The sequence below is a fragment of the Mycobacterium syngnathidarum genome, from assembly GCF_001942625.1.
Taxonomy (GTDB): Bacteria; Actinomycetota; Actinomycetes; order Mycobacteriales; family Mycobacteriaceae; genus Mycobacterium; species Mycobacterium syngnathidarum.
Genome location: NZ_MLCL01000042.1, coordinates 68,208 through 93,222, shown reverse-complemented (window position 1 = coordinate 93,222; position 25,015 = coordinate 68,208). Strand labels below are relative to the sequence as shown.

At 66.0% G+C, this 25,015-nt stretch carries 24 protein-coding genes and 1 rRNA gene; 2 read left to right on the top strand and 23 right to left on the bottom strand.

From position 1 onward, the window contains the following. Nucleotides 1–121: ribosomal RNA gene (locus BKG60_RS13605) — 16S ribosomal RNA — on the bottom strand; the annotation flags it as partial. 488 nt (nt 122–609) lie between these two features. Beyond that, nucleotides 610–1,866: a UDP-N-acetylglucosamine 1-carboxyvinyltransferase gene (gene murA, locus BKG60_RS13600; protein WP_070185714.1), complete on the bottom strand. Its 1,257-nt coding sequence runs from the start codon at nt 1,864–1,866 to the stop codon at nt 610–612. 97 nt (nt 1,867–1,963) lie between these two features. Here murA and BKG60_RS13595 point away from each other — a divergent pair, with 97 nt between their 5' ends. Beyond that, nucleotides 1,964–2,536, top strand: a complete 573-nt coding sequence (locus tag BKG60_RS13595) for a cob(I)yrinic acid a,c-diamide adenosyltransferase (RefSeq protein ID WP_070185713.1) — start codon at nt 1,964–1,966, stop codon at nt 2,534–2,536. Here the strand turns inward: BKG60_RS13595 and BKG60_RS13590 are convergent. The 16 genes from BKG60_RS13590 to fadD1 form a co-directional block, all read right to left on the bottom strand. Beyond that, nucleotides 2,530–2,976: a DUF2550 domain-containing protein gene (locus tag BKG60_RS13590; protein WP_070185712.1), complete on the bottom strand. Its 447-nt coding sequence runs from the start codon at nt 2,974–2,976 to the stop codon at nt 2,530–2,532. The genes BKG60_RS13595 and BKG60_RS13590 overlap by 7 nt on opposite strands. Nucleotides 2,977–2,991: 15 nt before the next feature. Further along, complete coding sequence (locus BKG60_RS13585) at nt 2,992–3,357, bottom strand: F0F1 ATP synthase subunit epsilon (protein WP_070185711.1); 366 nt, start codon at nt 3,355–3,357, stop codon at nt 2,992–2,994. A gap of 30 nt (nt 3,358–3,387) precedes the next feature. Further along, nucleotides 3,388–4,815: a F0F1 ATP synthase subunit beta gene (gene atpD, locus BKG60_RS13580; protein WP_070185710.1), complete on the bottom strand. Its 1,428-nt coding sequence runs from the start codon at nt 4,813–4,815 to the stop codon at nt 3,388–3,390. Between the two features lie 41 nt (nt 4,816–4,856). Then, entirely contained in the window at nt 4,857–5,780 is a 924-nt protein-coding gene (locus BKG60_RS13575; RefSeq protein WP_070946794.1) for a F0F1 ATP synthase subunit gamma, read from the bottom strand. A gap of 7 nt (nt 5,781–5,787) precedes the next feature. Further along, nucleotides 5,788–7,437: a F0F1 ATP synthase subunit alpha gene (atpA, locus tag BKG60_RS13570; protein ID WP_070946795.1), complete on the bottom strand. Its 1,650-nt coding sequence runs from the start codon at nt 7,435–7,437 to the stop codon at nt 5,788–5,790. Between the two features lie 47 nt (nt 7,438–7,484). Then, complete coding sequence (locus BKG60_RS13565) at nt 7,485–8,822, bottom strand: F0F1 ATP synthase subunit B/delta (protein ID WP_070946796.1); 1,338 nt, start codon at nt 8,820–8,822, stop codon at nt 7,485–7,487. Then, entirely contained in the window at nt 8,823–9,320 is a 498-nt protein-coding gene (locus BKG60_RS13560; protein ID WP_070946797.1) for a F0F1 ATP synthase subunit B, read from the bottom strand. A 9-nt stretch (nt 9,321–9,329) separates the two neighbouring features. Further along, nucleotides 9,330–9,590: a F0F1 ATP synthase subunit C gene (locus BKG60_RS13555; protein WP_003888102.1), complete on the bottom strand. Its 261-nt coding sequence runs from the start codon at nt 9,588–9,590 to the stop codon at nt 9,330–9,332. A gap of 97 nt (nt 9,591–9,687) precedes the next feature. Next, complete coding sequence (atpB, locus tag BKG60_RS13550) at nt 9,688–10,464, bottom strand: F0F1 ATP synthase subunit A (protein WP_070185705.1); 777 nt, start codon at nt 10,462–10,464, stop codon at nt 9,688–9,690. 10 nt (nt 10,465–10,474) lie between these two features. Beyond that, the gene (locus BKG60_RS13545) at nt 10,475–10,921 is read right to left on the bottom strand and encodes an ATP synthase subunit I (protein WP_070185704.1); all 447 of its coding nucleotides are present in this window, start codon (nt 10,919–10,921) and stop codon (nt 10,475–10,477) included. Between the two features lie 293 nt (nt 10,922–11,214). After that, nucleotides 11,215–12,432: a glycosyltransferase family 4 protein gene (locus BKG60_RS13540; RefSeq protein WP_371726157.1), complete on the bottom strand. Its 1,218-nt coding sequence runs from the start codon at nt 12,430–12,432 to the stop codon at nt 11,215–11,217. A gap of 10 nt (nt 12,433–12,442) precedes the next feature. Continuing rightward, nucleotides 12,443–13,105 (bottom strand): L-threonylcarbamoyladenylate synthase, encoded by a 663-nt coding sequence (locus tag BKG60_RS13535; protein ID WP_070946798.1) that lies wholly within the window; start codon nt 13,103–13,105, stop codon nt 12,443–12,445. Between the two features lie 30 nt (nt 13,106–13,135). After that, nucleotides 13,136–13,981 (bottom strand): peptide chain release factor N(5)-glutamine methyltransferase, encoded by an 846-nt coding sequence (prmC, locus tag BKG60_RS13530; protein WP_070946799.1) that lies wholly within the window; start codon nt 13,979–13,981, stop codon nt 13,136–13,138. After that, nucleotides 13,978–15,054 carry a peptide chain release factor 1 gene (prfA, locus tag BKG60_RS13525; RefSeq protein ID WP_070946800.1) on the bottom strand — a complete coding sequence of 359 codons (1,077 nt, stop codon included), beginning with the start codon at nt 15,052–15,054 and terminating at the stop codon, nt 13,978–13,980. Before prfA ends, prmC begins: the two co-directional genes overlap by 4 nt. Before the next feature lie 87 nt (nt 15,055–15,141). Further along, entirely contained in the window at nt 15,142–15,384 is a 243-nt protein-coding gene (gene rpmE, locus BKG60_RS13520; RefSeq protein WP_070185700.1) for a 50S ribosomal protein L31, read from the bottom strand. A 161-nt stretch (nt 15,385–15,545) separates the two neighbouring features. Beyond that, entirely contained in the window at nt 15,546–17,099 is a 1,554-nt protein-coding gene (gene fadD1 / locus BKG60_RS13515; protein WP_070946801.1) for a fatty-acid--CoA ligase FadD1, read from the bottom strand. An 85-nt stretch (nt 17,100–17,184) separates the two neighbouring features. Here fadD1 and BKG60_RS13510 point away from each other — a divergent pair, with 85 nt between their 5' ends. Then, nucleotides 17,185–17,817 carry a TetR/AcrR family transcriptional regulator gene (locus tag BKG60_RS13510; protein WP_070946802.1) on the top strand — a complete coding sequence of 211 codons (633 nt, stop codon included), beginning with the start codon at nt 17,185–17,187 and terminating at the stop codon, nt 17,815–17,817. 71 nt (nt 17,818–17,888) lie between these two features. On the opposite strand, the gene rho is transcribed toward BKG60_RS13510, so the two are convergent. From rho to lysA, 5 genes are all read right to left on the bottom strand, one after another. Further along, on the bottom strand, nt 17,889–19,919 hold the full coding sequence (gene rho / locus BKG60_RS13505; protein ID WP_075909682.1) for a transcription termination factor Rho: 2,031 nt from the start codon (nt 19,917–19,919) through the stop codon (nt 17,889–17,891). A 313-nt stretch (nt 19,920–20,232) separates the two neighbouring features. Beyond that, nucleotides 20,233–21,180: a homoserine kinase gene (gene thrB / locus BKG60_RS13500; protein ID WP_070946804.1), complete on the bottom strand. Its 948-nt coding sequence runs from the start codon at nt 21,178–21,180 to the stop codon at nt 20,233–20,235. Nucleotides 21,181–21,185: 5 nt separating this feature from the next. After that, a complete protein-coding gene (gene thrC, locus BKG60_RS13495) occupies nt 21,186–22,286 on the bottom strand; it encodes a threonine synthase (RefSeq protein ID WP_070946805.1) in 1,101 nt (366 codons plus the stop codon). Further along, a complete protein-coding gene (locus BKG60_RS13490) occupies nt 22,283–23,602 on the bottom strand; it encodes a homoserine dehydrogenase (protein WP_070185694.1) in 1,320 nt (439 codons plus the stop codon). Before BKG60_RS13490 ends, thrC begins: the two co-directional genes overlap by 4 nt. Then, nucleotides 23,599–24,936: a diaminopimelate decarboxylase gene (lysA, locus tag BKG60_RS13485; RefSeq protein ID WP_207549619.1), complete on the bottom strand. Its 1,338-nt coding sequence runs from the start codon at nt 24,934–24,936 to the stop codon at nt 23,599–23,601. The genes BKG60_RS13490 and lysA overlap by 4 nt, the downstream gene beginning before the upstream one ends. Between the last annotated feature and the right edge of the window lie 79 nt (nt 24,937–25,015).

Genomic DNA, 25,015 nt, shown 5'->3' with positions numbered 1-25,015 from the left:
TCACCCACGTGTTACTCACCCGTTCGCCACTCGAGTACCCCGAAGGGCCTTTCCGTTCGACTTGCATGTGTTAAGCACGCCGCCAGCGTTCGTCCTGAGCCAGGATCAAACTCTCCAAACAAAAACTACCCTCCCTTTAAAAAAGGGAGCCAAAAACATGGAAGGCAGAATTCAGATTCAGAAAAATCCGATCACAAACAAAAGACACCAAACAAACTGGCATCAAAAAAACAAAACCACCCACCAAGAACGGAAGACGGGGAGTCCCCCAAGATGGGCGGCAAAAAACAACAAACAAAAACCACCAAACACACTATTGAGTTCTCAAACAACAGACTTTTCTGCTTTGTCACCCTGTTTTGGGGCAACCCCACCAGCTTAATTGGAACTTTGCCGGCAAGTCAAGTTGCTTCATCCTGGCCTATTTCATCCGGTCTGAGGCAACCTCGCCAGCTTAGTACGATCTCGGCTGGCTTGTCAAGTCGCTCTGGCCCCGGGGGTTTTCCCCGCTCCGCGGCGACTTCAAAAGATTAGCGCGCGCCAGCCTTTAAGGTCAAATCGGCTGGTCAGCGCAATTTCGAGGCTGAAAGCCAGACTCGAACGTGCTGCCTAGGAGCCTACCCTCTCGATCTCGGCTCCGAGGCTCAACAGGTTTTCCACGAACAACGGATATCCGCGATCGATATGGAAGACGTCGTGCACCTCGGTCTCACCGTCGGCGACCAGCCCGGCGAGCACCAGGCCGGCGCCGGCACGGATATCCGAGGACCACACCGGGGCACTCGAAAGCTGCGGGATCCCCCGTACCACAGCGTGGTGCCCGTCGGTTCGCGCATCAGCACCCAGCCGGATCATCTCCTCGACGAACCGGAAGCGAGCTTCGAACACGTTCTCGGTGATCATCGACGTGCCGTCAGCCACCGAGGCCAGACCGATCGCCATCGGCTGCAGGTCGGTCGGAAACCCGGGGAAGGGCAGCGTCGCGACGTTCACCGCCTTGGGTCGCTCGTACTGCACCACCCGGAAACCGTCATCGTTCTGGGTCACTGTCGCGCCGGCGTCGTGCAGCTTGTGGAGAACCAGCTGTAGGTGCTGCGGGTCTACGCCGGTCACCGAAATGTCGCCGCGCGTCATCGCCGCGGCGATCCCCCAGGTCGCCGCGACGATCCGGTCACCGATCACTCGATGTTCGGTGGGATAGAGCCGGTCGACGCCCGTGATCGTCAGGGTCGACGTCCCAGCGCCGCTGACCTTGGCGCCCATCTGATTGAGCATCGCGCAGATGTCGACGATGTCGGGCTCGCGTGCCGCGTTGTGGATGGTGGTGACGCCTTCGGCCAGCACCGCGGCCATCAGGATGTTCTCGGTCGCCCCCACTGACGGGAACTCCAGTTGGATCTCGGCACCCCGCAGGTGATCGGCTTCGGCCACCACACAGCCGTGCTCGATATTGCAGGTGGCTCCCAGTTGGCGGAGCCCGGCCTGGTGCATGTCCAGCGGCCGCGACCCGATGGCGTCGCCGCCGGGAAGCGCGACTTTCGCCTTCTTGCACCGGCCGACCAGTGGGCCGAGCACACACACCGAGGCACGGAACTGCCGGACCGCCGCGAAATCTGCGTCGTACTTGGGTTCGTCGGGTGACGTGATGCGCACCGTGTCACCGTCCAACTCGACGGTGGCCCCCAGCCCGCGCAATACCTCGGCCATCAGCGGCACATCAAGGATGTCGGGGCAGTTGGTGATGGTGCTGGTGCCCTCGGCCAGCAACGAGGCTGCCATCAGTTTCAGCACACTGTTCTTCGCGCCACCGACAGCAACTTCGCCTGATAACCGGTTCCCTCCGGTCACCAAGAAACGCTCGCTCACGCCGGTCAGTGTAAACAGCCCGCCGTCGACTTTCCGCCTGCTCGGACAGATCCGGCGGGCCCGGCCGCCGTGTCCGCGAGCCCGGTACGGTTCAGCTATGGCGGTTCATCTCACCCGTATCTATACCCGCACCGGCGACGACGGCACGACAGGACTGAGCGACTTCAGCAGGGTTTCGAAGAATGATTCGAGATTGGCGGCCTACGCCGACTGTGACGAAGTCAACGCCGCCATCGGGGTTGCAGTAGCCCTCGGCGAACCCGATCAGCAAATCCTGGCAGTGCTCAGGCAGATTCAAAATGACCTGTTCGACGCCGGTGCAGATCTGTCCACGCCCGTCGTGGAAAACCCCGAGCACCCACCGCTGCGAATTTCTCAGACCTACATCGACCGACTCGAGAAGTGGTGCGACGAGTTCAACGAAGCCCTGCCGGCGCTGAGTTCGTTCATCCTTCCCGGCGGCAGTTCGCTCTCGGCCCTGTTGCACGTCGCACGGACCGTGGCCCGCCGAGCTGAACGGTCGGCATGGATCGCCGTACAGGAACACGGGGATTCGGTCAGTGTCCTGCCGGCGAAGTACCTCAACCGGCTGTCGGATCTGCTGTTCATCCTGTCGCGGGTGGCGAACCCGGATGGGGACGTGCTCTGGAAACCCGGTACGGGTCAGTAATTCCGTCGCCGGGCCCGTGGTGACGGCCGGGACTCAAGCCAAGACGTGAATGCGGTCAAGGCGCCCCGATCCAAGGCGATCTCGTAGCCTCGCCGGCGCTCGGGGCTGTTGTCGCGGAGTTCGAGAACGACCGTTGCATCGGTCATGATGTCAAACTCGTCGCCACGCGGGGCGCGGCGCGACACCACTTCCAGCCCCCGGCGACTCAGTCGCCGGTCGGGCCACCACCGCATGCTGGACAGCCGGTAGAAGCCGGCCTCCCCGCCGCGGTAGCGCATCACGCCGTGACGCCAGCCGTGGCCGCCTTCGGCCGGAAAGTCTCGCAGGATGCCCGCGGTTCCGCCGACCTGACGCAACTTCCACAATCGGTAGCTCAGGGCACCGACAGCCAGTAGCAGAACGCAGATGAGCGCGACCATGCCGATCATGGGCGCGCTCATCTGTCGTCTCTGTCGTCAGTCGATCTGGCCGAGGGCGCGCAGACGCGCCCGGCCCCATGCCGCTGTCTGCTCGTCGTCGGACTCCGCGTCCTGCTTGGCCGAGTCGGCGTTGATCTCGGATTCGAACTGAGCGTTCTCCACCAGGATCCGGACCGTCTCCTCGGTCACCGACAGGAACCCGCCGTCAACGGCGATGCGCAGATCGTCCTCGCCTTCCCGCTCGACCCGCACCATGGCATCGTCGACGAGCTGTGCCACCAACGGAATGTGGCGCGGCAGGATGCCGATCTCACCAGCGGTGGTCCGGGTGAAGACGAACGTAGCGGTGCCGGACCAGAGCTCACGCTCGACGGCGACGATCTCAACGTTCAAATCAGCCATTCCACACCACCTCTCGCCGGAGAACTACCGTCACAGCTTCGCGCCGAGGCTCTCGGCCTTCTTCGCCAGGTCGTCCAGACCACCGATGAGGAAGAACGCCTGCTCGGGCAGGTGATCGAACTCGCCCTTGGCCAGCTTGTCGAAGGCCTCGATGGTCTCCTTGAGCGGCACGGTCGAACCCGGCTGACCGGTGAACTGCTCGGCCGCCATCATGTTCTGGCTCAGGAAGCGCTCGATCTTGCGGGCGCGGTACACCAGAACCTTGTCCTCTTCCGACAGCTCGTCGATACCGAGGATGGCGATGATGTCCTGGAGATCCTTGTAGCGCTGCAGGATTCGGATGACTTCCTGGGCGACGCGGTAGTGCTCGTCGCCGACGATGCTGGGGTGCAGGATCGTCGAGGACGACGCCAGCGGGTCCACCGCGGGGAAGATGCCCTTGGAGAACACCGCACGCGAGAGCTCCGTGGTGGCGTCCAGGTGGGCGAACGTGGTGGCCGGCGCCGGGTCGGTGTAGTCGTCGGCGGGCACGTAGACGGCCTGCATCGAGGTGATGGAGCGGCCTCGGGTCGAGGTGATGCGCTCCTGCAGCTCGCCCATCTCGTCGGCCAGCGTCGGCTGGTAACCCACGGCCGAAGGCATACGACCCAGCAGGGTCGAAACCTCCGAACCGGCCTGGGTGAACCGGAAGATGTTGTCGATGAACAGCAGCACGTCCTGGCCCTGCTCGTCGCGGAAGAACTCGGCCATGGTCAGGGCCGACAGCGCGACGCGCATACGGGTGCCTGGCGGCTCGTCCATCTGACCGAACACCAGCGCGGTGTCCTTCAACACGTTCGCGTCGGCGAGCTCGACCCACAGGTCGTTACCCTCACGGGTGCGCTCACCCACGCCGGCGAACACCGAAGTACCACCGAAGTTGCGGGCGATGCGGTTGATCATCTCCTGGATCAGAACCGTCTTACCCACACCGGCACCACCGAACAGCGCGATCTTGCCGCCGCGCACGTACGGGGTGAGCAGGTCGACGACCTTCAGACCGGTCTCCAGCATCTCGGTGCGGGGCTCCAGGTCGGCGAAGGCCGGCGGCTTGCGGTGGATCGACCAGTGCTCGAAGTCCTTGCCGTAGCCCGGATTGTCGAGGCAGTCACCGAGGGCGTTGAACACGTGGCCCTTGACGCCGTCGCCGACCGGGACCGAGATCGAGGCGCCGGTGTCGGACACCTCGACGCCACGGACCAGGCCGTCGGTGGGCTGCATGGAGACGCAGCGCACCAGGTTGTCGCCGAGGTGCTGGGCAACCTCAAGCGTCAGGGTCTTGGCCAGGGCACCGAACGTGATCTCGGCGTGCAGCGCGTTGAACAGTTCGGGCACCGCGCCGCGCGGGAACTCCACGTCCACCACCGGGCCGGTGATGCGGACTACGCGGCCCGCCGTCTTCTCTGCAGTAGCAGTCATTCTCTCTTCGCTTTCCTACGAGGCTTTCGTCTTTGGTCCGGCTAGCGCGCGTCGGCCAGCGCGTTGGCGCCGCCCACGATCTCGCTGATTTCCTGGGTGATCTGTGCCTGACGTTCGCGGTTGGCCGCGAGCGTGAGTCCCTTGATCAGTTCGTCGGCGTTGTCGGTGGCCGACTTCATGGCGCGCCGGCGCGAAGCCGACTCCGAGGCCGCTGCCTCCAGCAGCGCCGCGTACACGCGGGTGGCGATGTAGCGCGGCAGCAGCGCGTCGAACAGGGTCTCGGCGCCCGGCTCGAACGAATACAGCGTGTGCGGACCGGTTTCGGCCTCCCCGACGTACTCGACCACCATCGGTGCGATGCGCAGCGCGTTGGCGGTCTGCGAAAGCATGGACCGGAACTCGGTGGAGACGATGTGCAGTTCGTCGACTCCGAGGATGCCGTCGGCTCCCGCGTCGTCGCCGTCGTCGTCGGCGCCGGACATGAACGCCGTCACCAGGGTTTCGGCGATCGCCTTGGCGTCCTCGTAGGTGGGCCGCTCTGAGAAGCCGGTCCACGACTCGGTCACCGTGCGCTGCCGGAAGCTGTAGTAGCCCAGAGCTTTCCGGCCCACGACGTAGAGCACCGGGTTCTTGCCCTCTTCCCGCAGCAGCGAGAAAAGTTCTTCGGCCCGGCGCAGCACGTTGGCGTTGTAACCGCCGCAGAGACCGCGGTCCGAGGACACCACCAGCACACCGGCCCGCTTGGCGTTCTCCCGCTCGACGAGCAACGGGTGATCCAGCGCGCTGGCCCCGGCCAGCTCGGTGAGCATGTTGGTGATCTCGGTGGAGTAGGGCCGAGCCGCATCGACTCGGGCCTGCGCCTTGGCGATCCGCGACGTGGCGATCAGCTCCTGCGCCTTCGTGATCTTCTTGATCGACGAGGCGGAGCGGATACGCCCGCGTAGCTCGCGAAGTGTGGCTGCCATTGGTTACCTAGGCCTTCTTGGGTGCCGGCTTGCGGACCTTGACCGATTCCTTCTCAAGGTCCTCGGGATCCAGCGCCTCGGCGTCAGCTTCGTTGACCACAACGGAGCTGCCGTCAGAGGCGGCGAAGCCCTTCTTGAAATCGTTGATGACCTCAACAAGGTTGGCTTCGGACTCCTCGGAGAGCTTCTTGGACTCCTTGATGCCCTTGAGGATGTCGGCGTGGCTGGCCTTCACGTGCTCCAGCAGTTCGTCGACGAAGCGGGTCACGTCCTCGGCCGGAACGGAGTCGAGGTGGCCCTGGGTACCGAGGAAGATCGCGACGACCTGATCCTCGACGGCCAGCGGGCTGTACTGCGGCTGCTTGAGCAGCTCGACCAGACGTACACCGCGGTCCAGCTGAGCCTTCGACGCGGCGTCCAGATCGGAGGCGAAGGCCGCGAAGGCCTCCAACTCGCGGTACTGCGACAGGTCCAGACGCAGCGAGCCGGCAACCTCTTTCATCGCCTTGATCTGAGCGGCACCACCGACGCGGGACACCGACACACCGACGTTGACGGCCGGGCGCACACCCTGGTTGAACAGGTCGGACTCCAGGAAGCACTGACCGTCGGTGATGGAGATGACGTTGGTCGGGATGTAGGCCGAGATGTCGTTGGCCTTGGTCTCGATGATCGGCAGGCCGGTCATCGAACCACCGCCGAGCTCGTCGGACAGCTTCGCGCAACGTTCCAGCAGACGCGAGTGCAGGTAGAAGACGTCACCCGGGTAAGCCTCGCGGCCCGGCGGGCGGCGCAGCAGCAGCGAGATGGCGCGGTAGGCCTCGGCCTGCTTGGTCAGGTCGTCGAAGACGATCAGCACGTGCTTGCCGTTGTACATCCAGTGCTGGCCGATGGCCGAACCGGTGTAGGGAGCCAGCCACTTGAAGCCGGCCGCGTCCGAAGCCGGGGCCGCGACGATGGTGGTGTACTCCATGGCGCCACCCTCTTCCAGCGCGCGCTTCACGCTGGCGATGGTGGAACCCTTCTGGCCGACGGCGACGTACACGCAGCGCACCTGCTGCTTGGGGTCGCCGGTCTCCCAGGCCTCACGCTGGTTGAGGATGGTGTCGACGCAGAGCGCGGTCTTGCCGGTCTTGCGGTCACCGATGATCAGCTGACGCTGACCGCGACCGATCGGGGTCATGGCGTCGACCGCCTTGACACCGGTCTGCAGCGGCTCGGACACGCTCTGGCGCTGCACCACCGAGGGGGCCTGCAGCTCGAGCGCACGGCGCTCCTCGGCCTCGATGTCGCCCTGGCCGTCGATCGGCTGGCCCAGCGGGTTGACGACGCGGCCGAGGAAGGCGTCACCGACGGGCACCGAGAGCACCTCGCCGGTGCGCTTGACCTGCTGGCCCTCTTCGATCTTCTCGAACTCACCCAGGATCACCGCGCCGACGCTGTGCTCGTCGAGGTTGAGCGCCACACCCAACACACCGCCCGGGAACTCAAGGAGTTCCTGGGTCATGACCGAGGGCAGGCCCTCGACGTGAGCGATGCCGTCACCGGCGTCGACGACGGTGCCGATCTCTTCACGCTCGGTGTCGGCGGAAAACGAGGATACGTAATCCTCGATGGCACCTTCGATATCAGCAGCCGAGATTGTCAACTCTGCCATGGTTTTTCGTCTTCCTACCTTGTTCTTGGGGTGGTTCGTGGGGGTTATCAGTCCGGCAACTGTGTCGCAGCGGCGGTCAGGCGGGATGCGATGGAGCCGTCGATCACTTCGTCACCGACGGTGATCGACAGACCACCGAGCAGTTCCGGGTCGACGTGCAACTGCACCGAAACCGGTTGGCCGTAGATGCGGGTGAGCACCTCCGACAGCCGGGTCCGCTGGGCATCGGAGAGGTCGGCCGCGGCGGTCACGTGCGCGACCACCTCGCCACGGCGGGCCACCGCGAGCTCGGCGAGGTCGATGACCGCCTCGTCGGCACGCTCCCCGCGCAGCAGGCCCACAGTCTGGGTCAGCAGCGCCGCTGCGGTTCCGTTCACACCCGTGTTGCCGCCAAGCACCTTGTCCAGCAAGGCAACTCGGCCTTCAGCCGGTGTGGTGTAGTCACTCAGCAGGGCCGAGAGCTTGGGCTCGGTGTCGAGCAGACGGCCGAACCGGAACAGCTGGTCCTCCACCTCGTCGACTTCACCTGCGGTCTCGGCGCGCTTGAGCAGCGCCAGGCGTGCGGCATGTTCAATGGCGTCGACCAGGTTCGATTCGATCGACCAACGCTGCGAGACGGCAGTCCGCAGCACGTCCAGCGCGGTGTCGCCGACCTTGCCGGACAGCAGACGCTCCAGCAGCTGCACCTTGGGGGCGGTGTCGTCAGCCGGCTCGGCCAGGTGCTTGGCGAGCGCCGACTCCGACACCAGCAGCTTGGCCACCGAGCTCAGATCATCGGCGAGCGTGGTCAGCCCGGACGCGTCCAGGCCGCCCGCGACCGAGTCGAACTTGTCGACCACGATCGCCAGCGACTCACGGCTGGCCGCGCGCAGCTTGGCCGTCGCGGCGGTGTCGATCACCGCGGCCGACGGAGCCATCTGGTCCAGCTCGGCCAAAAAGCGATCGACCGTCGCCATCCGGGCCGCCGGATCGGCGACATGTGCGCGCACCAAGGCGTCGGCCTTGGCGACCGACTCCGATCCCAGACCGGTCCGCAGCTGGCGGATGAGCTGCTGGCGCATCAGCTGAACCTGCTGAGCACCCTGCGTCTTGATCCGCTCGGCCTCCGTGCCCGCCTGCTCGGCCAGCTGAGCGGTGATCCGCTCAGAGTCCTGCGTGGCCTCGTCGGTCACCTTGGCCGATTCGGCCTTGGCGTCGGCGAGTGCCTTGGCGTGCATGTCATCGGCCTCGGCGAGTTTCTTCGCCGCCTCAGCACTCTCTGCGAGGGCCACCCGCACGGCTTCCTGTTGCTTCTGCATCAGGTTCCGCACCGGAGGCACCACCCACTTGATGATGATGAAAGCGATGACGGCAAAGCCGATCAGCTGCCCGATAAATATCGACATCTACTGCGTCCCACCTGATTTCACGTCGACGCCCAAAATTCGGTTGGCCAAGGTCTGCGAGAGCCCGTCCACCGACGACTCCAGACCCGACCGCACCTCGGCACTCTGGGCAGCGAGCTGCTCATCGGCCTGGCGCACTTGCTCGGCCACTACGGACCCGGCCTCGGCTCGCTTGGCATCGACCACCTCGCGGCCCGCGGCACGGGCCTCGTCGCGGATGGCCGACGCCTCGGCACGTGCCCCGGCCATCGCCTCGTCATAGTCGGCCTGCGCCGCGGCCACCTGCTCGGCCGACTTCCGATTGTCGGCGGCGGTCTTCGCCAGCATCGCTTCGCGCTCTGCCAGCACCTTGCCGACCGGTGGCACAACCCATTTCCAGATCACGGCCAGCGTGATCAGGAAGATGATCAGCACCGCGAAGAAGGTGCCGTTGGGGACCAGGAAGTTGCTCTGGCCCCCACCGCCTTCCTCCGCTGCGAGGAGTGTCAGTTCACCCATGCTGACGGACTACTGCAGGCCCGGCGTGGCGAAGACGAACAGCGCCATGAAGGCCAGGTTGATGAAGTACGCGGCCTCCACCAGACCGACGGTGATGAAGAACGGGGTGAACAGCCGGCCCTGGGCCTCGGGCTGACGGGCGATGCCCGAGATCAGCGCGTTACCCGCGATACCGTCACCGATACCGGCGCCGATGGCGCCGCCGCCCATGATCAAACCGCCACCGATCAGCGCGCCGGCCGTGATGAGGGCGTTGGGGTCGAGTTCCATTCCTTTTATCCTCCTTGATAACTGGTGGCCCAAAAAATGTTGCCGCCAGAGGTTCGTGTGATGCGGTTGTAGGGGTCAGATATGCGGATCAGTGGGCTTAATGATCATCGTGCTCGAGCTCCATCGACTGGCTGAAGTACAGGATCGTCAGCAGCGAGAAGATGAAGGCCTGGATCAGGCCGACGAACAGGTCGAAGGTCTTCCAGATGGCGTTGGGTGCCCACTGGATGTACCAGGGGAACATCGCGATCAGCGCGACCAGGATGCCGCCGGCGAAGATGTTGCCGAAAAGACGGAGGGCCAGCGAGATCGGCTTGGCGAGTTCCTCGACGATGTTGATCGGCATCAGCGCGGTGACGTGCCCCTTGAGCAGCTGCTTCGGGTGGCCGAGGATACCGCGGCGCCAGATGCCGGCCGCGTGGTAGCAGACGAACACGAACAACGCCAGGGCCAGCACGAAGTTGATGTCGGAGGCCGGCGGCTTGTACCACTCCGCAGCTGCGCCGTCGGCCCCGCCGTACTGCAGGGGTAGAACGGCAAGCCAGTTGGAGATGAGGATGAACGAGAACAGCGCCACCGCCAGCGGCAGCACGAACGGCGCGACCTTCATGCCGATCGAACTCTCGATCTGGCCGCGCATCTGGATGGTCAGGGCCTCCCAGAACAGCTGCACACCACCCGGCACGCCGGTCGAGGTGACCTTGGCGCGAAGGACGAATGCCAGCGCGATCACGATCACCGCGGTGATCGCGGTGGCCAGGATGGTGTCACCGTTGAACGTCATCCCGAACAGCTCGAACACCATCGTGTGGTGGCCGACGTGGATGGCGGCGCCACCCTCTTCGGCGGCGAGCACGGTCGTCGTCTGAGTCATTTAGGTCAGCTCAACCCTTCGATTCCGTATCCAAGACATCCAGGCCGTTCGAGCGGATCTTCCGCAGCACGGGGATGCTGGTGCTCATCACCAGCAGAGCCTGGAAAATCGCCAGCCCGAACAGCACCGCGATGCCGCCCGAGGTTTTGAAGACAAATGCGATGCCGAGAGCGATCGCGGTGATGATCAGCAGCCGTGTAGCGGAGTTGACGGCCATCTTCTTCTTGAGCGGGTGGTCTTCGGCCGTGATCGCTTCGACGGCGCGGCGCACCAACAGGGCGTTGACCAAGCCGAGAGCCAGGCCGACACCGAAGAAGACGCCGAAGAGAATGTGTCCGGTGAATGCGGCGGCCACCACTGCCAGCGCGGTCAGTGCGAGGCAAACGATCAGGAGACGCAGCGGCCGGAACGCCACTGACGGGAACACCAACGGCGCGTCTTGCGCTGGTGTCGTCACCGCTTCACCCCAATCCCGCTGTCACGAAAAGCTGCACCCTCGGTGATGCCAACGGTTGCTACCCCCTGGCAAAACCCTGTGCGTGCCCGCCGAGAATATCGGAGGGCGGCGGGCGGGCTCGAATCACCCACGGGGTAGCTCCCTTTGTCGGTCGTTGATCGGCACCTAACGGTTCGTCGAACCGACGGGCCGGGCCGGCAACCCGCGAGGTTTTTCGGGTTCTGGCAGCACCCTAACACATGGTAGGCACCCCTAAACGAGGCCTACTACTTTTCGTCGTACTTCGCCCGGTCCTAGTCCTCTGACGCCTCGCCCCCGCGTTGCAACAACGGAATCAGCGTCACCACGATCGCCACCAGAATCGCCGCTACGACGACTGCTCCGGTGTAGCGCGGATCGAAGAAGATCGTCGCCGCGGCACCGAAGGCGATGATGCCCACCCACAGGTAGATGAGCAGCACGGCGCGCCGATGCGAATGTCCGATCTGCAGCAACCGGTGATGCAGATGCATCTTGTCGGGACTGAGCGGGCTGCGGCCGGCTCGGGTGCGCCGCACGATGGCCAGCAAGGTGTCGAGCGCAGGCACCAGCATCACGGCGATCACCAGGAGGAACGGCGACATCAGCGCGAAGACGTCGCGGGCACCGTAGGCGTTCTGCGAGATCGGCCCGGCGGCCGTCGTCGACGCCGCGCCCAGCATGAGACCGATCAGCATCGACCCCGAGTCACCCATGAAGATCTTGGCCCGGTGGAAGTTGTGCGGCAGGAAGCCCAGACAGGCCCCGGCCAGCACCACCGAGATCACCGCGGGCGGGTAGAACAGGACGTCGCCGCCGTGATCGCGCAACAGCCCGACCGAAAAGATGCAGATGGCCAGGGCGGTGATCAGCCCGAGCCCGGCGGCCAGCCCGTCCAGCCCGTCGACGAAGTTCATCGCGTTGACGATCGAAACCGTGAGCGCCAGCGTCAACAGGATCGACGACACCTGATCGAGCACGATGGTGCCCACTCCCCCGATCGGGATGTAGAGCACACTCCAGGCCACACCCATGGTGACCAGCACGCTGGCCGCGGTGATCTGGCCGGCGAACTTCGTCAGCGCGTCCAGCCCCCACCGGTCGTCGATCAACCCGATCGCCATGATCAGCCCGCCTGCCACCACCACGGCGGGCATGCCGGTCGAGTAGACGAAACCGCGGGTCAGTGCCGGCAGTTGGGAGGCCAGCAGCACCGCCGCGGCCACCCCGATGTACATGGCCAGTCCGCCCATCCGCGGGATGGGCTGTACGTGGACGTCGCGTTCCCGCGGGTAGGCCACGGCGCCGATCCTGATGGCCAGCGCGCGTACCCAGCCGGTGGCGAAGTACGTGATGATCGCGGCGGTCAGGCCCACCAGCGCCAGCTCACGCAGCGGCACACCGGCACCCCGGTCAGACAGTGCGAGCAGGCCGGTATTGACCGCGGGGATCACTGCGTCACCGGCCGACATCACCGATGAACCGTACTGCAGCACGCTGAGATCACTCCGTAGGTGTTGTTGTGAGCGTGGACGTTTCCACGCCGACGACCCTGGCGATGTCCGCCGCACTGATCGGGCCGGTCCGCAGGATGCGGGGCTGGGCGCCGGTGAGGTCGACGATGGTGGACGCGGACTGTTGCTCGGCCGGGCCGCCGTCGAGATAGACCTCGACCTTGTCGCCGAGTTGCTCGTGCGCTTGGGCTGCGGTCACCGCGGCGGGTTGGCCCGAGACGTTGGCACTGGACTGGGCCATGGGGCCGACTTCCCGCAGCAGCTCGATGGCCACCGGGTGCAACGGCATCCGCAACATGACGCTGCCGTTGGCGTCGCCGAGATCCCACTGCAACGACGGTGCTTGTGTGACCACCAGGCTCAGTGCGCCGGGCCAGAACGCCCGGATCAGTTCGCGGGCAGCCGGCGGCACCGAGTAGACCAGCCCGTCGATGGTGTTCCAGGAACCGACGAACACACCGACCGGCATGTTGCGGCCCCGCCCCTTGGCGGCCAGCAGGGCACCAACCGCCTCCGAGTCGAACGCGTCGGCACCGATGCCGTAGACCGTGTCGGTCGGCATCACCACGAGGCGGCCGCCCTTGACCGCGCTGACCGCCGAGGCGATACCGGTCGCACGCTGGTCGGCGTCGCTGCAATCGAAAATCGTCATGTCGGCTCCCCCGTCGGTTCGCGCATCAATTCAGCTTCGCCCAACACGGGTGGCGGTGACAAAGCGGGGTCGCCCGGCCAGGTCACGGCGCGCGGTGATCCCGCCGAAATGTCCGTCCTGGGCGAAGGTCGCGACGGTCAGATCGGATGTGGTGTCGTCGTGCTCGACGGCGCAGGGCGCGCCGTCACGCAACCACCGGGCGGCCAACGTGACGATCGGGCGGATCACCGCCATGCCGTCGGGGCCGCCGAACAATGCGGACGAGGGATCGTGTTCGGCTACTTCGGGTTCCAGATCCGCGGCCTCGGGGATATAGGGCGGGTTGGATACCAGCAGGTCCACCCGGGCATCGAGTTCGGGCAGCAGACCTGCGGTGGTGACGTCGGCATCGAGTACCTCCACGTGCGTCCCGGCGGCGTTGCGCCGCCCAAAATCCAGCGCCGCAGGCGAGTTCTCGACTGCCAGTACGCGGGCAGCGGGCCACCGCGCGGCCAGCCCCAACGCCAAGGCACCCGTCCCCGTGCACAAGTCGACGATCAGCGGCTTCTCCGGAAGTTGTTGCGCACAAGCCCATTCCAACAGCGCTTCGGTCTCCGGCCGGGGAATGAACACCCCGGGACCGACTGTGAGCGTCAACGGACCGAACGGTGCGGTGCCGAGAAGGTGTTGCAGGGGAATCCGGCGGGACCGGGCACCCACGAGTTCGTCGTAGGACTGCTGGAACTGTTCGTCGGGCTCGTCGAGGAACATCAGCCGGCTGCGCTCGACACCCGCGACGTGCGCGGCCAGCAGTTCGGCATCGATGCGCGGGGAGGCGACGCCGGCGGCGGCCAGGCGTGCTGCTGCGGCCTCGATCGCCTGCCGCAGCGGTGTCATGACTCCTGCTGCAGCCGAGCCTGCTTGTCGGCGGCGCCCAGCGCGTCGAGCAGCGCGTCCATGTCGCCGTCGAGAACCTGGTCGAGGTTGTGCGCCTTGAAATTGATGCGGTGGTCGGCGATGCGGTTCTCGGGGAAGTTGTACGTCCTGATCCGCTCGCTGCGGTCGACGGTGCGGATCTGGCTGGCCCGGTCCGCGGAGGCATCGGCGGACGCCTGTTCCTCGGCGAGTGCCTGCAGCCGGGCGGCCAGCACCTGCATGGCACGGGCCTTGTTCTGCAGCTGTGATCGCTCGTTCTGGCAGGTGACGACGATCCCGGTAGGCAGGTGGGTGATGCGCACCGCCGAGTCGGTGGTGTTCACCCCCTGGCCGCCTTTACCCGAGGACCGGTAGACGTCGATGCGCAGGTCCGACTCGTCGATCTGGACCTGTTCGACCTCATCGGGCTCCGGATACACCAGGACGCCGGCCGCCGAGGTGTGCACGCGCCCCTGCGATTCGGTGACGGGCACCCGCTGAACCCGGTGAACGCCACCTTCGAATTTCATCCGCGACCACACGCCGTCTGCCGGGGTTCCCTTGCTGGCGATCGTGATCGTCGCGTCCTTGTAGCCGCCGAGGTCAGACCACGTCTCGTCCAGGACGGTGACCGTCCAGCCGTGCCGCTCGGCGTACCGGATGTACATGCGGGCCAGGTCGGCGGCGAACAGCGCCGACTCCTCCCCGCCTTCGCCGGATTTGACCTCCAGCACGATGTCATCGGCGTCGTGGGGGTCACGCGGAGCCAGCTGGTCGGTCAGCAGCGCGTCGAGTTCGGCGACCTTGGCGGTCAGCTCGTCCACCTCGTCGGCGAAGCTGGAATCGTCGGCCGCGAGCTCGCGGGCGGCTTCCAGGTCACCGCGAGCGGCCTCGAGTTTGCGGAAAGTGCCGACGACGGGTGAGATCTGGGCGAAACGGCGACCCACCTTGCGGGCGGCCGCGGCGTCGGCGTGCAGGTTGGGGTCGGCGAGCTGGCGCTCCAGGTCGGCGTGCTCAGCGAGCAGCGCCTCGATCGCGGGTGCGGTATCTGTCACGTCAGCCTCCTCTTCCAACCCTGTCCGCAAACGAGAACAGCGCCCAGATCTGACGCATATGCGTCAGATCGGGCGCCGTTGACGTAGCTACTTGTCGGCTGCGGCAGCCTGATCACCGGCAGGCTTGCGCTTGCCGTACCGCTTCTCGAAGCGGGCCACACGGCCGCCGCTGTCGAGGATCTTCTGCTTGCCGGTGTAGAACGGGTGGCACTGCGAGCAGACCTCGACCACGATCTGGCCGGTCTGCTTGGTGCTGCGGGTCTGGAAGGTATTGCCGCAACCACAGTGCACCGTGGTCTCGACATACTCAGGGTGAATGCCTGTTTTCATGGGTTCCTCTTCATTCGTTGGCCCGGGTCGCCCGTAGATCGTTCTGAGCTCGTTCAGCGCTCACGTGCGCGGACGTGAACCGGGACCGAGGGTCGGCGGTCCATTATGCCAGGTCAACCGCCAACCTCCTAAACGCGCGATGACCGGGGCCTATTCCCGCCTCAGAGCGTCGCGTACGCCGTGCCGTCGCGCTTCCAGAGCACCCGCCCGGCCGGATCGGCACCCAGTGCGACGAGCTCACGCTTGAGGATCTTGTTGGTGGCGGTGCTGGGCAGGTCATCGGCGATCCAGACGTAACGGGGCCAGGATTTCGGTGACAGGTCCGGCTGCTGCGCCAGGAATGCGCCGAACTCGTCGGGCCTGAGCTGCTGGCCGTTACGCAGCACGATGGCCGCCATGACCTGATCGCCGACGAACTCGTCGGGCACCGGGTAGACCGCCACCCGGCTGATCACCGGCTGCCGCAACAGGACTCGCTCGATGGGTGCCGCGGTGATGTTCTCGCCGTCCACCCGCATCCAGTCCGCCGTACGCCCGGCCAGATAGATCCAGCCGTCGGCGTCCCGGTAGGCCAGGTCGCCCGACCAGTACATGCCGTGCCGCAATCGTTCGTCGGTCGCGCCCTTGTCGTTGTGGTAACCGCGGAACATCCCGCTGCCGTTGGTGTTGACCAGTTCGCCGGTGGCGGCCTCGGCGTTGATCAGGGCCCCGGTCTCGTCAAATTCTGCGACCGCGCACTCTTCGACGGTCTCGGGATCGTAGATGGCCACGCCGGGGAAACCCTGACCGACGCTGCCGGGCGGGGTTCCCTCGGAGCGGGTGATGATGATCGCCAGTTCCGTGGAACCGAAGCCGTCCCACACGCTGCAGCCGAACCGGCGGCTGAACTCGTCGATGTCGCGGTCGGCCGCCTCATTGCCGAACGCCACTCGCAGCGGGTTGTCGTGATCGTCCGGCTGCTCGGCGGTGGCCAGGATGTAGGCGAGCGGCTTGCCGACGTAGTTCATGTAGGTGGCGCCGTAGCTTCGGATGTCCGGCAGGAAGCCGGACGCGGAGAACTGCGCCGGTGCCATGGCCGCTCCCGAACTGAGCGCCACTCCCCAACCTGCGTATACCCCGTTCGAGTGGAACAGCGGCATGGCCAGGTAGCAGGTGTCGGCCTCGGTGAGCTGGTAGCGCTGTACCAGCGCGGCGGCAGAGAACAGCACGATGGAGTGCGGCACCCGGACGGCTTTGGGCTCGCCGCTGGTGCCCGACGTGAAGATCATCATGAAGGTGTCGTCGGGCCCGACCTCGCGGTGCGGGATCAGCTCTCGGGGCGACCACTCGGTGTCCGACACGTTGATGACGGTGACACCCGGCAGGTCGACGCCGTCGAGCAGCTGACGATGCTGGTTGTCGACCAGGACGACCTGGCACTCGACCCGGGCGATGTCGCGGGCCAGCGCATCGCCGCGGCGGGTGTTGTTGATGCCGCACAGCACGTAGCCGCCGAGCGCCGCGGCGGCCAGCGCGGTCAGCATGTCGGGGGTGTTGCCCAGGAGAGTGCCGACATGTAGGGGACGCTGCGGGTCGGCCATCGCGATCAACGCGGCCGCCTGCGCCTTTGCCTGCGCAACGTGCTCACGCCAGGTCCAGGTACGTGCGCCGTATTTGACGGCAACCGTGTCCCCTTCTTCGCGCTCGCGGAGCAACTGCTGCAGCGTTTCGGCCATCCGATGATTCCCCAAGGATTGGTGAACAGAATTACGAAACTGTCTACCATGGTTGTGGCGCCACGGGTACGCCCTTGGCACAATCATGTACCTGACCCGATCCAAAGACCAGGAGACGCCGCAGTTGACCAGCACCACGGCACCCCGCAGCGTGCGAGATCGACTGATAGACGCTGCCGAAGAATGCTTGCGGACCAAGGGAATTCGCGCGACCACCGTATCGGAGGTGGCCGAGGCCGCAGGGGTGTCCCGCGGCTGGCTGTACCGGCACTTCCCGGACAAGGTGACGTTGCTGGGCGCGGTGATCGTCCGGCTCAATGACACGTTCTGGTCGGAAGCCCAGGCCATGCTTGAGCAGATCGACGGCCTGGATCGCCAGATCGCCTGGGGCGTCGGCAACGGCCTGAGGGCGTACGACGATCCAGGCGCGGTGTTGATGAAGCTCCGCACCGACGAACCCGAGGAATTCGCCGCCTGCGCCGGTGCCGGCGTGCAGGGCATGATCCCCGACCTGGCCGAATTCTGGTCGCCATACCTGGCCGCCGCCCGCGACCGCGGCGAGATCCGGGCCGACATCGACATTTCCGAGGCATCGGAATGGGTTGCGCGAGTATTGATCTCGCTGGCCACCGTGCCCGGCAACACACTGGACCCCAGTGATCCGGACGCGGTACTGGCCCAGGTTCGGCGCTACCTCATGCCCGGGCTACGCGCTTAACTGCCGAACAGACGCGAATGTCCCCATTTCCCGAGAGAAATGGGGACATTCGCGTCTGCTCGCGCGGGCGCCTAGTCGACGTCCATTGAGCCCGGGGCGGTCTTGGAGACCTGCACCAGGAACTCGTAGTTGTTCTTGGTCTTGCGCAGCTGGCTCATCAGCAGGTCGATGGCCTGGTGGCTGTCGAGGCCCGAAAGAACCCGGCGCAGCTTGTGCACGATCGCGAACTCGTCCGGGGACAGCAGCAGCTCGTCCTTGCGGGTACCCGACGGGTTCACGTCGACCGCGGGGAACACCCGGCGCTCGGCGATCTTGCGGTCGAGCTTGAGCTCGGCGTTGCCCGTGCCCTTGAACTCCTCGAAGATCACGGTGTCGCCGGTGGAGCCGGTCTCGACCATCGCCGTGGCGATGATGGTCAGCGAGCCGCCGTGTTCGATGTTGCGGGCGGCGCCGAGGAACCGCTTCGGCGGGTACAGCGCGGTGGAATCCACACCACCGGACAGGATGCGGCCCGAGGCCGGCGACGCGTTGTTGTACGCGCGTCCCAGACGGGTGATCGAGTCCAGCAGCACCACGACGTCCTTGCCCTGCTCGACCAGGCGCTTGGCCCGCTCGATCGCCAACTCGGCGGCCTGGGTGTGGTCTGACGGCGGCCGGTCGAAGGTCGAGGCGATGACCTCACCCTTCACCGAACGCTGCATGTCGGTGACCTCTTCGGGACGCTCGTCGACGAGCACCACCATCAGGTGGCATTCCGGGTTGTTCTTGGTGATCGCGTTGGCGATGTCCTGCATGATCGTGGTCTTGCCGGCCTTCGGCGGCGACACGATCAGGGCACGCTGTCCCTTACCGATCGGCATGATCAGGTCGATGACGCGGGTGGTCAGCCGCTCGGGCGTGGTCTCCAGGCGCAGCCGCTGGTTCGGGTACAGCGGGGTCAGCTTGGTGAAATCGGGCCGGTTCTTGGCCGCCTCGACCGGGCCACCGTTGACGCTGTCCAGACGCACCAGCGGGTTGAACTTCTGCCGCGGGTTGTTGCCGCCGCCCTCGCCCTCGCGGGGCACCCGGACCGCACCGGTGACCGCGTCACCACGACGCAGACCGTTCTTGCGGACCATGTTCATCGACACATAGACGTCGTTCGGTCCGGCCAGGTAGCCCGACGTGCGGACGAATGCGTAGTTGTCCAGGACATCGAGGATGCCGGCGACGGGCTGGACGACGTCGTCCTCGCGCAACTCGGTCTCGTTACCGCCGTCGCCACCACGCTCGCCGCGGCGGCGACGGTCACGGTCGCGGAACCGACGGCCGCGACGCCCCTGACGGCCTTCACCGTCGTCGTCGCCGGACGACGAATTGCCGCCGCGATTCTGCTGGTCGTCGGACTGGTCGGACTGCTCACGACCTTGGCCCTTGTCCTGCTTCTGGTCGCGGTCGCCCTTGTTCTCGCCCTTGTTGTCTTTGTTGTCCTTGTTGTCGCCCTCGGACTGCTCGCGCTTCTCACGCCGTTCCTGGCGGTCGCGCTTGTCCTGCTTGGCAGGCCGGTCCTGCTTGTCCTGCGGCTCGGCAGACTGCGCGTCCTTCGTGCCGGCATCGGCGGCGGCCTCGGTCTTCGCCTCCGCTTTGACAGCCTGGTCGGCCGCACCGGCGGTGTCGTTCTTGGCGGCGTCGGCGCCGTCGGCTGCCGGGGCACCGGCCTGACGCGAGGATCCGCGTCGCTCACGGCGACGGGTCGCGGGCTGCTCAGCGGCTTCGGCGCCGGCGTCCGGCTGGGCGTCGGCGGGAGCGTTCTTGGGAGCCTCGGTGGCACCGTTGGATTCGCCACGATGGGCGCGAATAGCTGCGATCAACTCACTCTTGCGCAAACCGGACGCGCCTTCAACACCGATTTCCTTGGCCAACGCTCGCAGCTCGGGCAGCACCATGGTCGACAGCGACGCGGGCCGGGCGCTCGAAGCGCGCCGCGCGGTGTCCGATCCGGGCGCAGAGGCAGCAGCCGGTGCCGCGGTGTCAGCGGTCGCGGTGCTTTCAGATGTCACGGCTTGCGGTATATCCCCAGCGCCATTGGCGCTGTCAGCCGTGAAGAGGTCCGTATCTGTCACGGAGTTCCTTTCTTTCCCCCGCTCATCAGGTCGTGCGAGGGTTCCCCAAAGGTCGATGCGCGATCAGCTGAACCGCTGAGCGCGTAGCTCACACCGTCGCCTGCGCAACGGCGATCGCCAGGATTCGCCGAAATACGGCGAACCGTCAGTCCACGAGTAGAACACAAGAAGATTGGGTGGTCGTCCTGGTGTCGACGCAGGCAGAGACCCTGCGAGTGCTGGACGAGAGCGAGAATAACTCGCTTTGGTGAAGTAATCAAGCAACGTCAACGCTGGGCGTGTGGTGTCTGCTTCTTCCTGTGCTGCTCAATCGTCAGTTCCTCGCGGCCACACCCGACGTCCAGCGGACGCCGGCTCCGACCGACATTTCCTTGACGGTGAACCCGTTGGCGGTGCCGTAATCCACAGCCTCACCAGGCAGTCCCGCCTGTGAGCTCAGTCCAAGAACCGTAGGCCCGGCCCCGGACAACACCGCTGCCACCCCATAACGCCGCAGCAGCTGCAGGTATTCCGCCGAGGCAGGCATGGCTGCGGCGCGCTGTGGCTGATGCAACACGTCCTGGGTGGCCGACATCAGCAGATCCGGGCGCTCACTGAGCGCGACGACGAGCAGCGCGGCACGGCTGAGGTTGAACCGCGCGTCGAAGTGGCTGACTTGGTCGGGCAACACGGCACGGGTCTCGGCGGTGGACGACCGTTGCTGCGGGACGGCGGGGAACAGCCGGATGTCCGGATGTATCCGTACCGACGCCGCCCGATAGTGCGGCCGCCCGTCGTCGTCGGCTTCGGTCCAGGACACCACCGCACCCCCGAGCACTGCCGCCGCGGCATTGTCGGGATGCCCCTCGAACTCACTGGACAGTTGAATCAGCTGTTCGGTGGGCATCGGGTCCGAACCAACTTGCACCACAAGGCCATTGACCACTGCGAGCCCACCGACAACCGCCGCGGCCGAGGATCCGAGCCCGCGCGAGTGCGGAATTTCGTTGCGGCACCGCACGATCAGGCCCGCAGCGCGGTGCCCGGTGACCGCCAACCCTGCCTCGATGGCTCGCACGACCAGGTGCGTGGCATCCAACGGCACCTGGCCTGCACCCTCACCCTCGACCTCCAGCCGAAGGCCGGATTCGGTTGTCTCGACGATGATCTCGTCGTAGAGGCTCAACGCCAGCCCGAGGCTGTCGAAACCTGGGCCGAGGTTGGCGCTGGACGCTGCAACGACAGCGGTGGCGGTGAGTCCGGCGGGCAGGGTGGTGTTCACCAGGCTCAGACCAGTCCGAGCTTCGCGACGACGGCAACCGGATCGACCGGCACCGCGGTGACGGCGGGCATGTCCTTGAGTGCGGTGTCGGGGTCCTTGAGACCGTTGCCGGTGACGGTACAGACCACCGTCGACCCTCGCTTGACCCAACCGTCCTCGATCGACTTGAGCAATCCTGCGACGCTGGCCGCCGACGCGGGCTCGACGAACACGCCTTCGCTGCGGGCGATCAGGTGATACGCGGCGAGGATCTCGTCGTCGGTTGCCGCCAGGAACCGGCCCTTGGACTGCTGCTGCGCCTCGACCGCGCCGGACCACGACGCCGGCGAACCGATCCGGATTGCGGTGGCGATGGTCTCGGGCTCCTTGACCGGCTCGCCCAGCACCAACGGGGCGGCTCCGGCAGCCTGGGTGCCGAGCATGCGCGGCAGTCGGTCCGACACGCCGTCGCGGTGGTACTCGCTGTAGCCCTTCCAGTACGCGGTGATGTTGCCCGCGTTGCCCACCGGTAGTGAATGCACGTCGGGGGCGGTACCCAGCGCGTCGACGATCTCGAATGCGGCGGTCTTCTGCCCCTCGATGCGGTATGGGTTGACCGAGTTCACCAGCGCGATGGTCGGGAAATCGGCGGTGATCTTACGGGCCAGCTCCAGGCAGTCGTCGAAGTTGCCGTCGACCTGAATGATCTTGGCGCCGTACATGACCGCCTGCGCCAGCTTGCCCATCGCGATCTTGCCCTGCGGGATCAGCACCGCACAGGTGATACCGGCCTGGGCGGCGTAGGCCGCTGCCGATGCCGAGGTGTTGCCGGTGGAGGCGCACAGCACTGCCTGCTGACCACGCGCCAGTGACTCGGTGACCGCCACGGTCATGCCACGGTCCTTGAACGAACCGGTCGGGTTGAGCCCCTCGACCTTGAGATGCACTGTGCAGCCGGTGAGTTCGCTCAGACGCTTGGCATGGATGAGCGGCGTGCCACCCTCGAGCAGGGTGATCGGCGTCCAGTTGTCGCCGACCGGCAGCCGATCGCGGTAAGCCTCGATCAATCCCGGCCAGGGCCGGTGCACCGGCCCTGCGCTGCTCTTTCCTTGCGTCCCGGGGTTCATGCGTTCGTTCCTTCCATACGCAGCACGCTGTTGATGGTCTGCACCACGTCGAGGTCGGCCAGCGCCTCGACGGTTTCCGAGAGCGCGGCATCGGTGGCCTGGTGGGTGACCACGACGATGCGGGCGCCACACGGCTGTCCCTCTTCGTCGACCATGCCTTCCTGGCGAACCTCGGCGATGCTGACCTCGCGCTTGGCGAATTCGGCTGCCACGGCGGACAACACACCCGGCCGATCGGAGACGTTCATGTTGACGTAGTAACGGGTCGGGATGAATCCGATGGGTGCGATCGGCAGCTTGGCGTACTTGGATTCGCGCGGACCACGGCCACCCTGGACCCGGTTGCGCGCGGCCATCACGACGTCGCCCATCACCGCCGACGCGGTCGGCGCTCCCCCGGCACCCTGGCCGTAGAACATCAGCCGGCCGGCCGCCTCGGCCTCGACCACCACCGCGTTGAAAGCACCGTTGACCGCCGCCAGCGGGTGCGTCAACGGCACCAGCGCCGGATAGACACGGGCTGAAACCCGTTGCTTGCCTTCGTCAGTGGTCAGCCGCTCGCAGATGGCGAGCAGTTTGATGGTGCAGCCCAGGGCGCGGGCCGAATCGAAGTCGGCGGCGCTCACCTTGGTGATGCCTTCGCGGTAGACGTCGTCGGCGGTGACTCGGGTGTGGAAGGCGATCGACGCCAGGATCGCGGCCTTGGCTGCGGCGTCATAGCCCTCGACATCGGCGGTGGGATCAGCCTCGGCGTAGCCCAGTGCGCCGGCATCGGCCAGCGCAGAGCTGTAATCGGCTCCGGTGCTGTCCATCTCGGACAGGATGTAGTTGGTGGTGCCGTTGACGATGCCGGCCACGCGCAGCACGGTGTCACCGGCCATCGACTGGGTCAGTGGGCGGATGACCGGGATGGCGCCGGCCACAGCAGCCTCGAAATACAGGTCGACGCGCGCCTTTTCGGCGGCTTGCGCCAGTTCGCCGGTGGATTGGGCCAGGAGTGCCTTGTTGGCGGTGACCACCGACTTACCCTGCTCGAGGGCGGCCAGGATGGCCTTGCGGGCCGGCTTCACCGGGCCCATCAACTCGACCACGATGTCGACGTCGTCGCGCGACACCAGTTCGACGATGTCGTCGGTGAGCAACTCCTTGGGCACGCCGCGGTCACCGGAGACCTTGCGCACGCCGATGCCGCGCACCTCGAGCGGGGCGCCGATGCGGGCCGCGAGATCGGCGGCGCTCTCGTTGATGATGCGCACCACTTCGCTGCCGACGTTGCCCAGCCCCAATACCGCTACGCCGATGGGCTTCTCACTCATTGACCACTTACCTCCAAGCTCAAGAGATCGTCGACGGTTTCCCGACGGAGCACCAACCGCGTCTTGCCGTCTTTCACGGCAACCACGGCGGGGCGGCACAGCAGGTTGTACCGGCTCGACATCGAGTAGCAGTAGGCACCGGTCGCGGCGACTGCCATCAGGTCCCCCGGCGCGATGTCATCGCAGACCCAGGTGTCACGGACGATGATATCCCCGGTCTCGCAGTGTTTTCCGACGATTCGGGCCAGGGTTGCCGAGGAATCGCTGAACCTCGAGACCAGACGCGCGTCGTACTCGGCGCCGTACAGGGCGGGACGGATGTTGTCGCTCATGCCGCCGTCCACGCTGACGTAGCGCCGCTGCGCGGTGGCGCTGACCGCCACATCTTTGACGGTGCCGACCTCGTAGAGGGTGATTGTGCCCGGTCCGGCGATGGCCCGCCCCGGCTCGACCACCAGCTTCGGCGTGGGCAGTCCGACGGCCTCGGACTCGCTGCGCACGATGGCTTTGAGCTTGTCTGCCAGCTCCTGCATCGGCGGTGGATCATCTTGTGGCACATATGAAATGCCGAGGCCACCACCGAGGTCGATGATCGACATCTGGGAGGTCTTGTCGACGCCGAACTCCGACACCACATCACGAAGCAGGCCGATCACCCGGTGGGCGGCCACCTCGAAGCCGGCCACATCGAAGATTTGGCTGCCGACATGGCAGTGCAACCCGACCAGGCGCAAGTTTTCGGTGGCGAACACCTTGCGCACCGCTTCCATCGCCGCGCCGCTGGCCAGTGACAGCCCGAACTTCTGGTCCTCGTGGGCGGTGGAGATGAACTCGTGGGTATGGGCCTCAACGCCCGGGGTCACCCGCACGAGCACGTCCTGCAGGATGCCCGCCGCCCCGGCGACGTCGTTCAAACGCTCGATCTCGATCAGGGAGTCGACCACCACGTGCCCGACTCCGGCCTTGACCCCGGTGCTCAGCTCGGTGACTGATTTGTTGTTGCCGTGCAGAGTGATTCGCTCGGGCGGGAAGCCGGCGTGCAGGGCCACCGCCAGCTCTCCCCCGGTGGCCACGTCCAGCGAGAGGCCTTCCTCGTTGACCCAGCGGGCGATCTCGCTGCACAGGAATGCCTTGGCTGCGTAGTGCACGTAGTCACCACCGCCGAAAGCCGTGGCAATGTCACGGCAGCGGGACCGGAAGTCGTCCTCGTCGATCACGAACAGCGGGGTGCCGTACTCGGCCGCCAATTCGGTGACCGGCACCCCGGCGATCGACACCACACCATCACCGCCTCGAACCAGGTTGCGTGGCCACACATTCGGGGCCAGCTGCATCACGTCTTCGGGACTCTGCGGCTTCTCCGGAGCACCAGCATGGTGTACCTCGTCAGCGTGCCGGGGCCCGGCGGGGTGC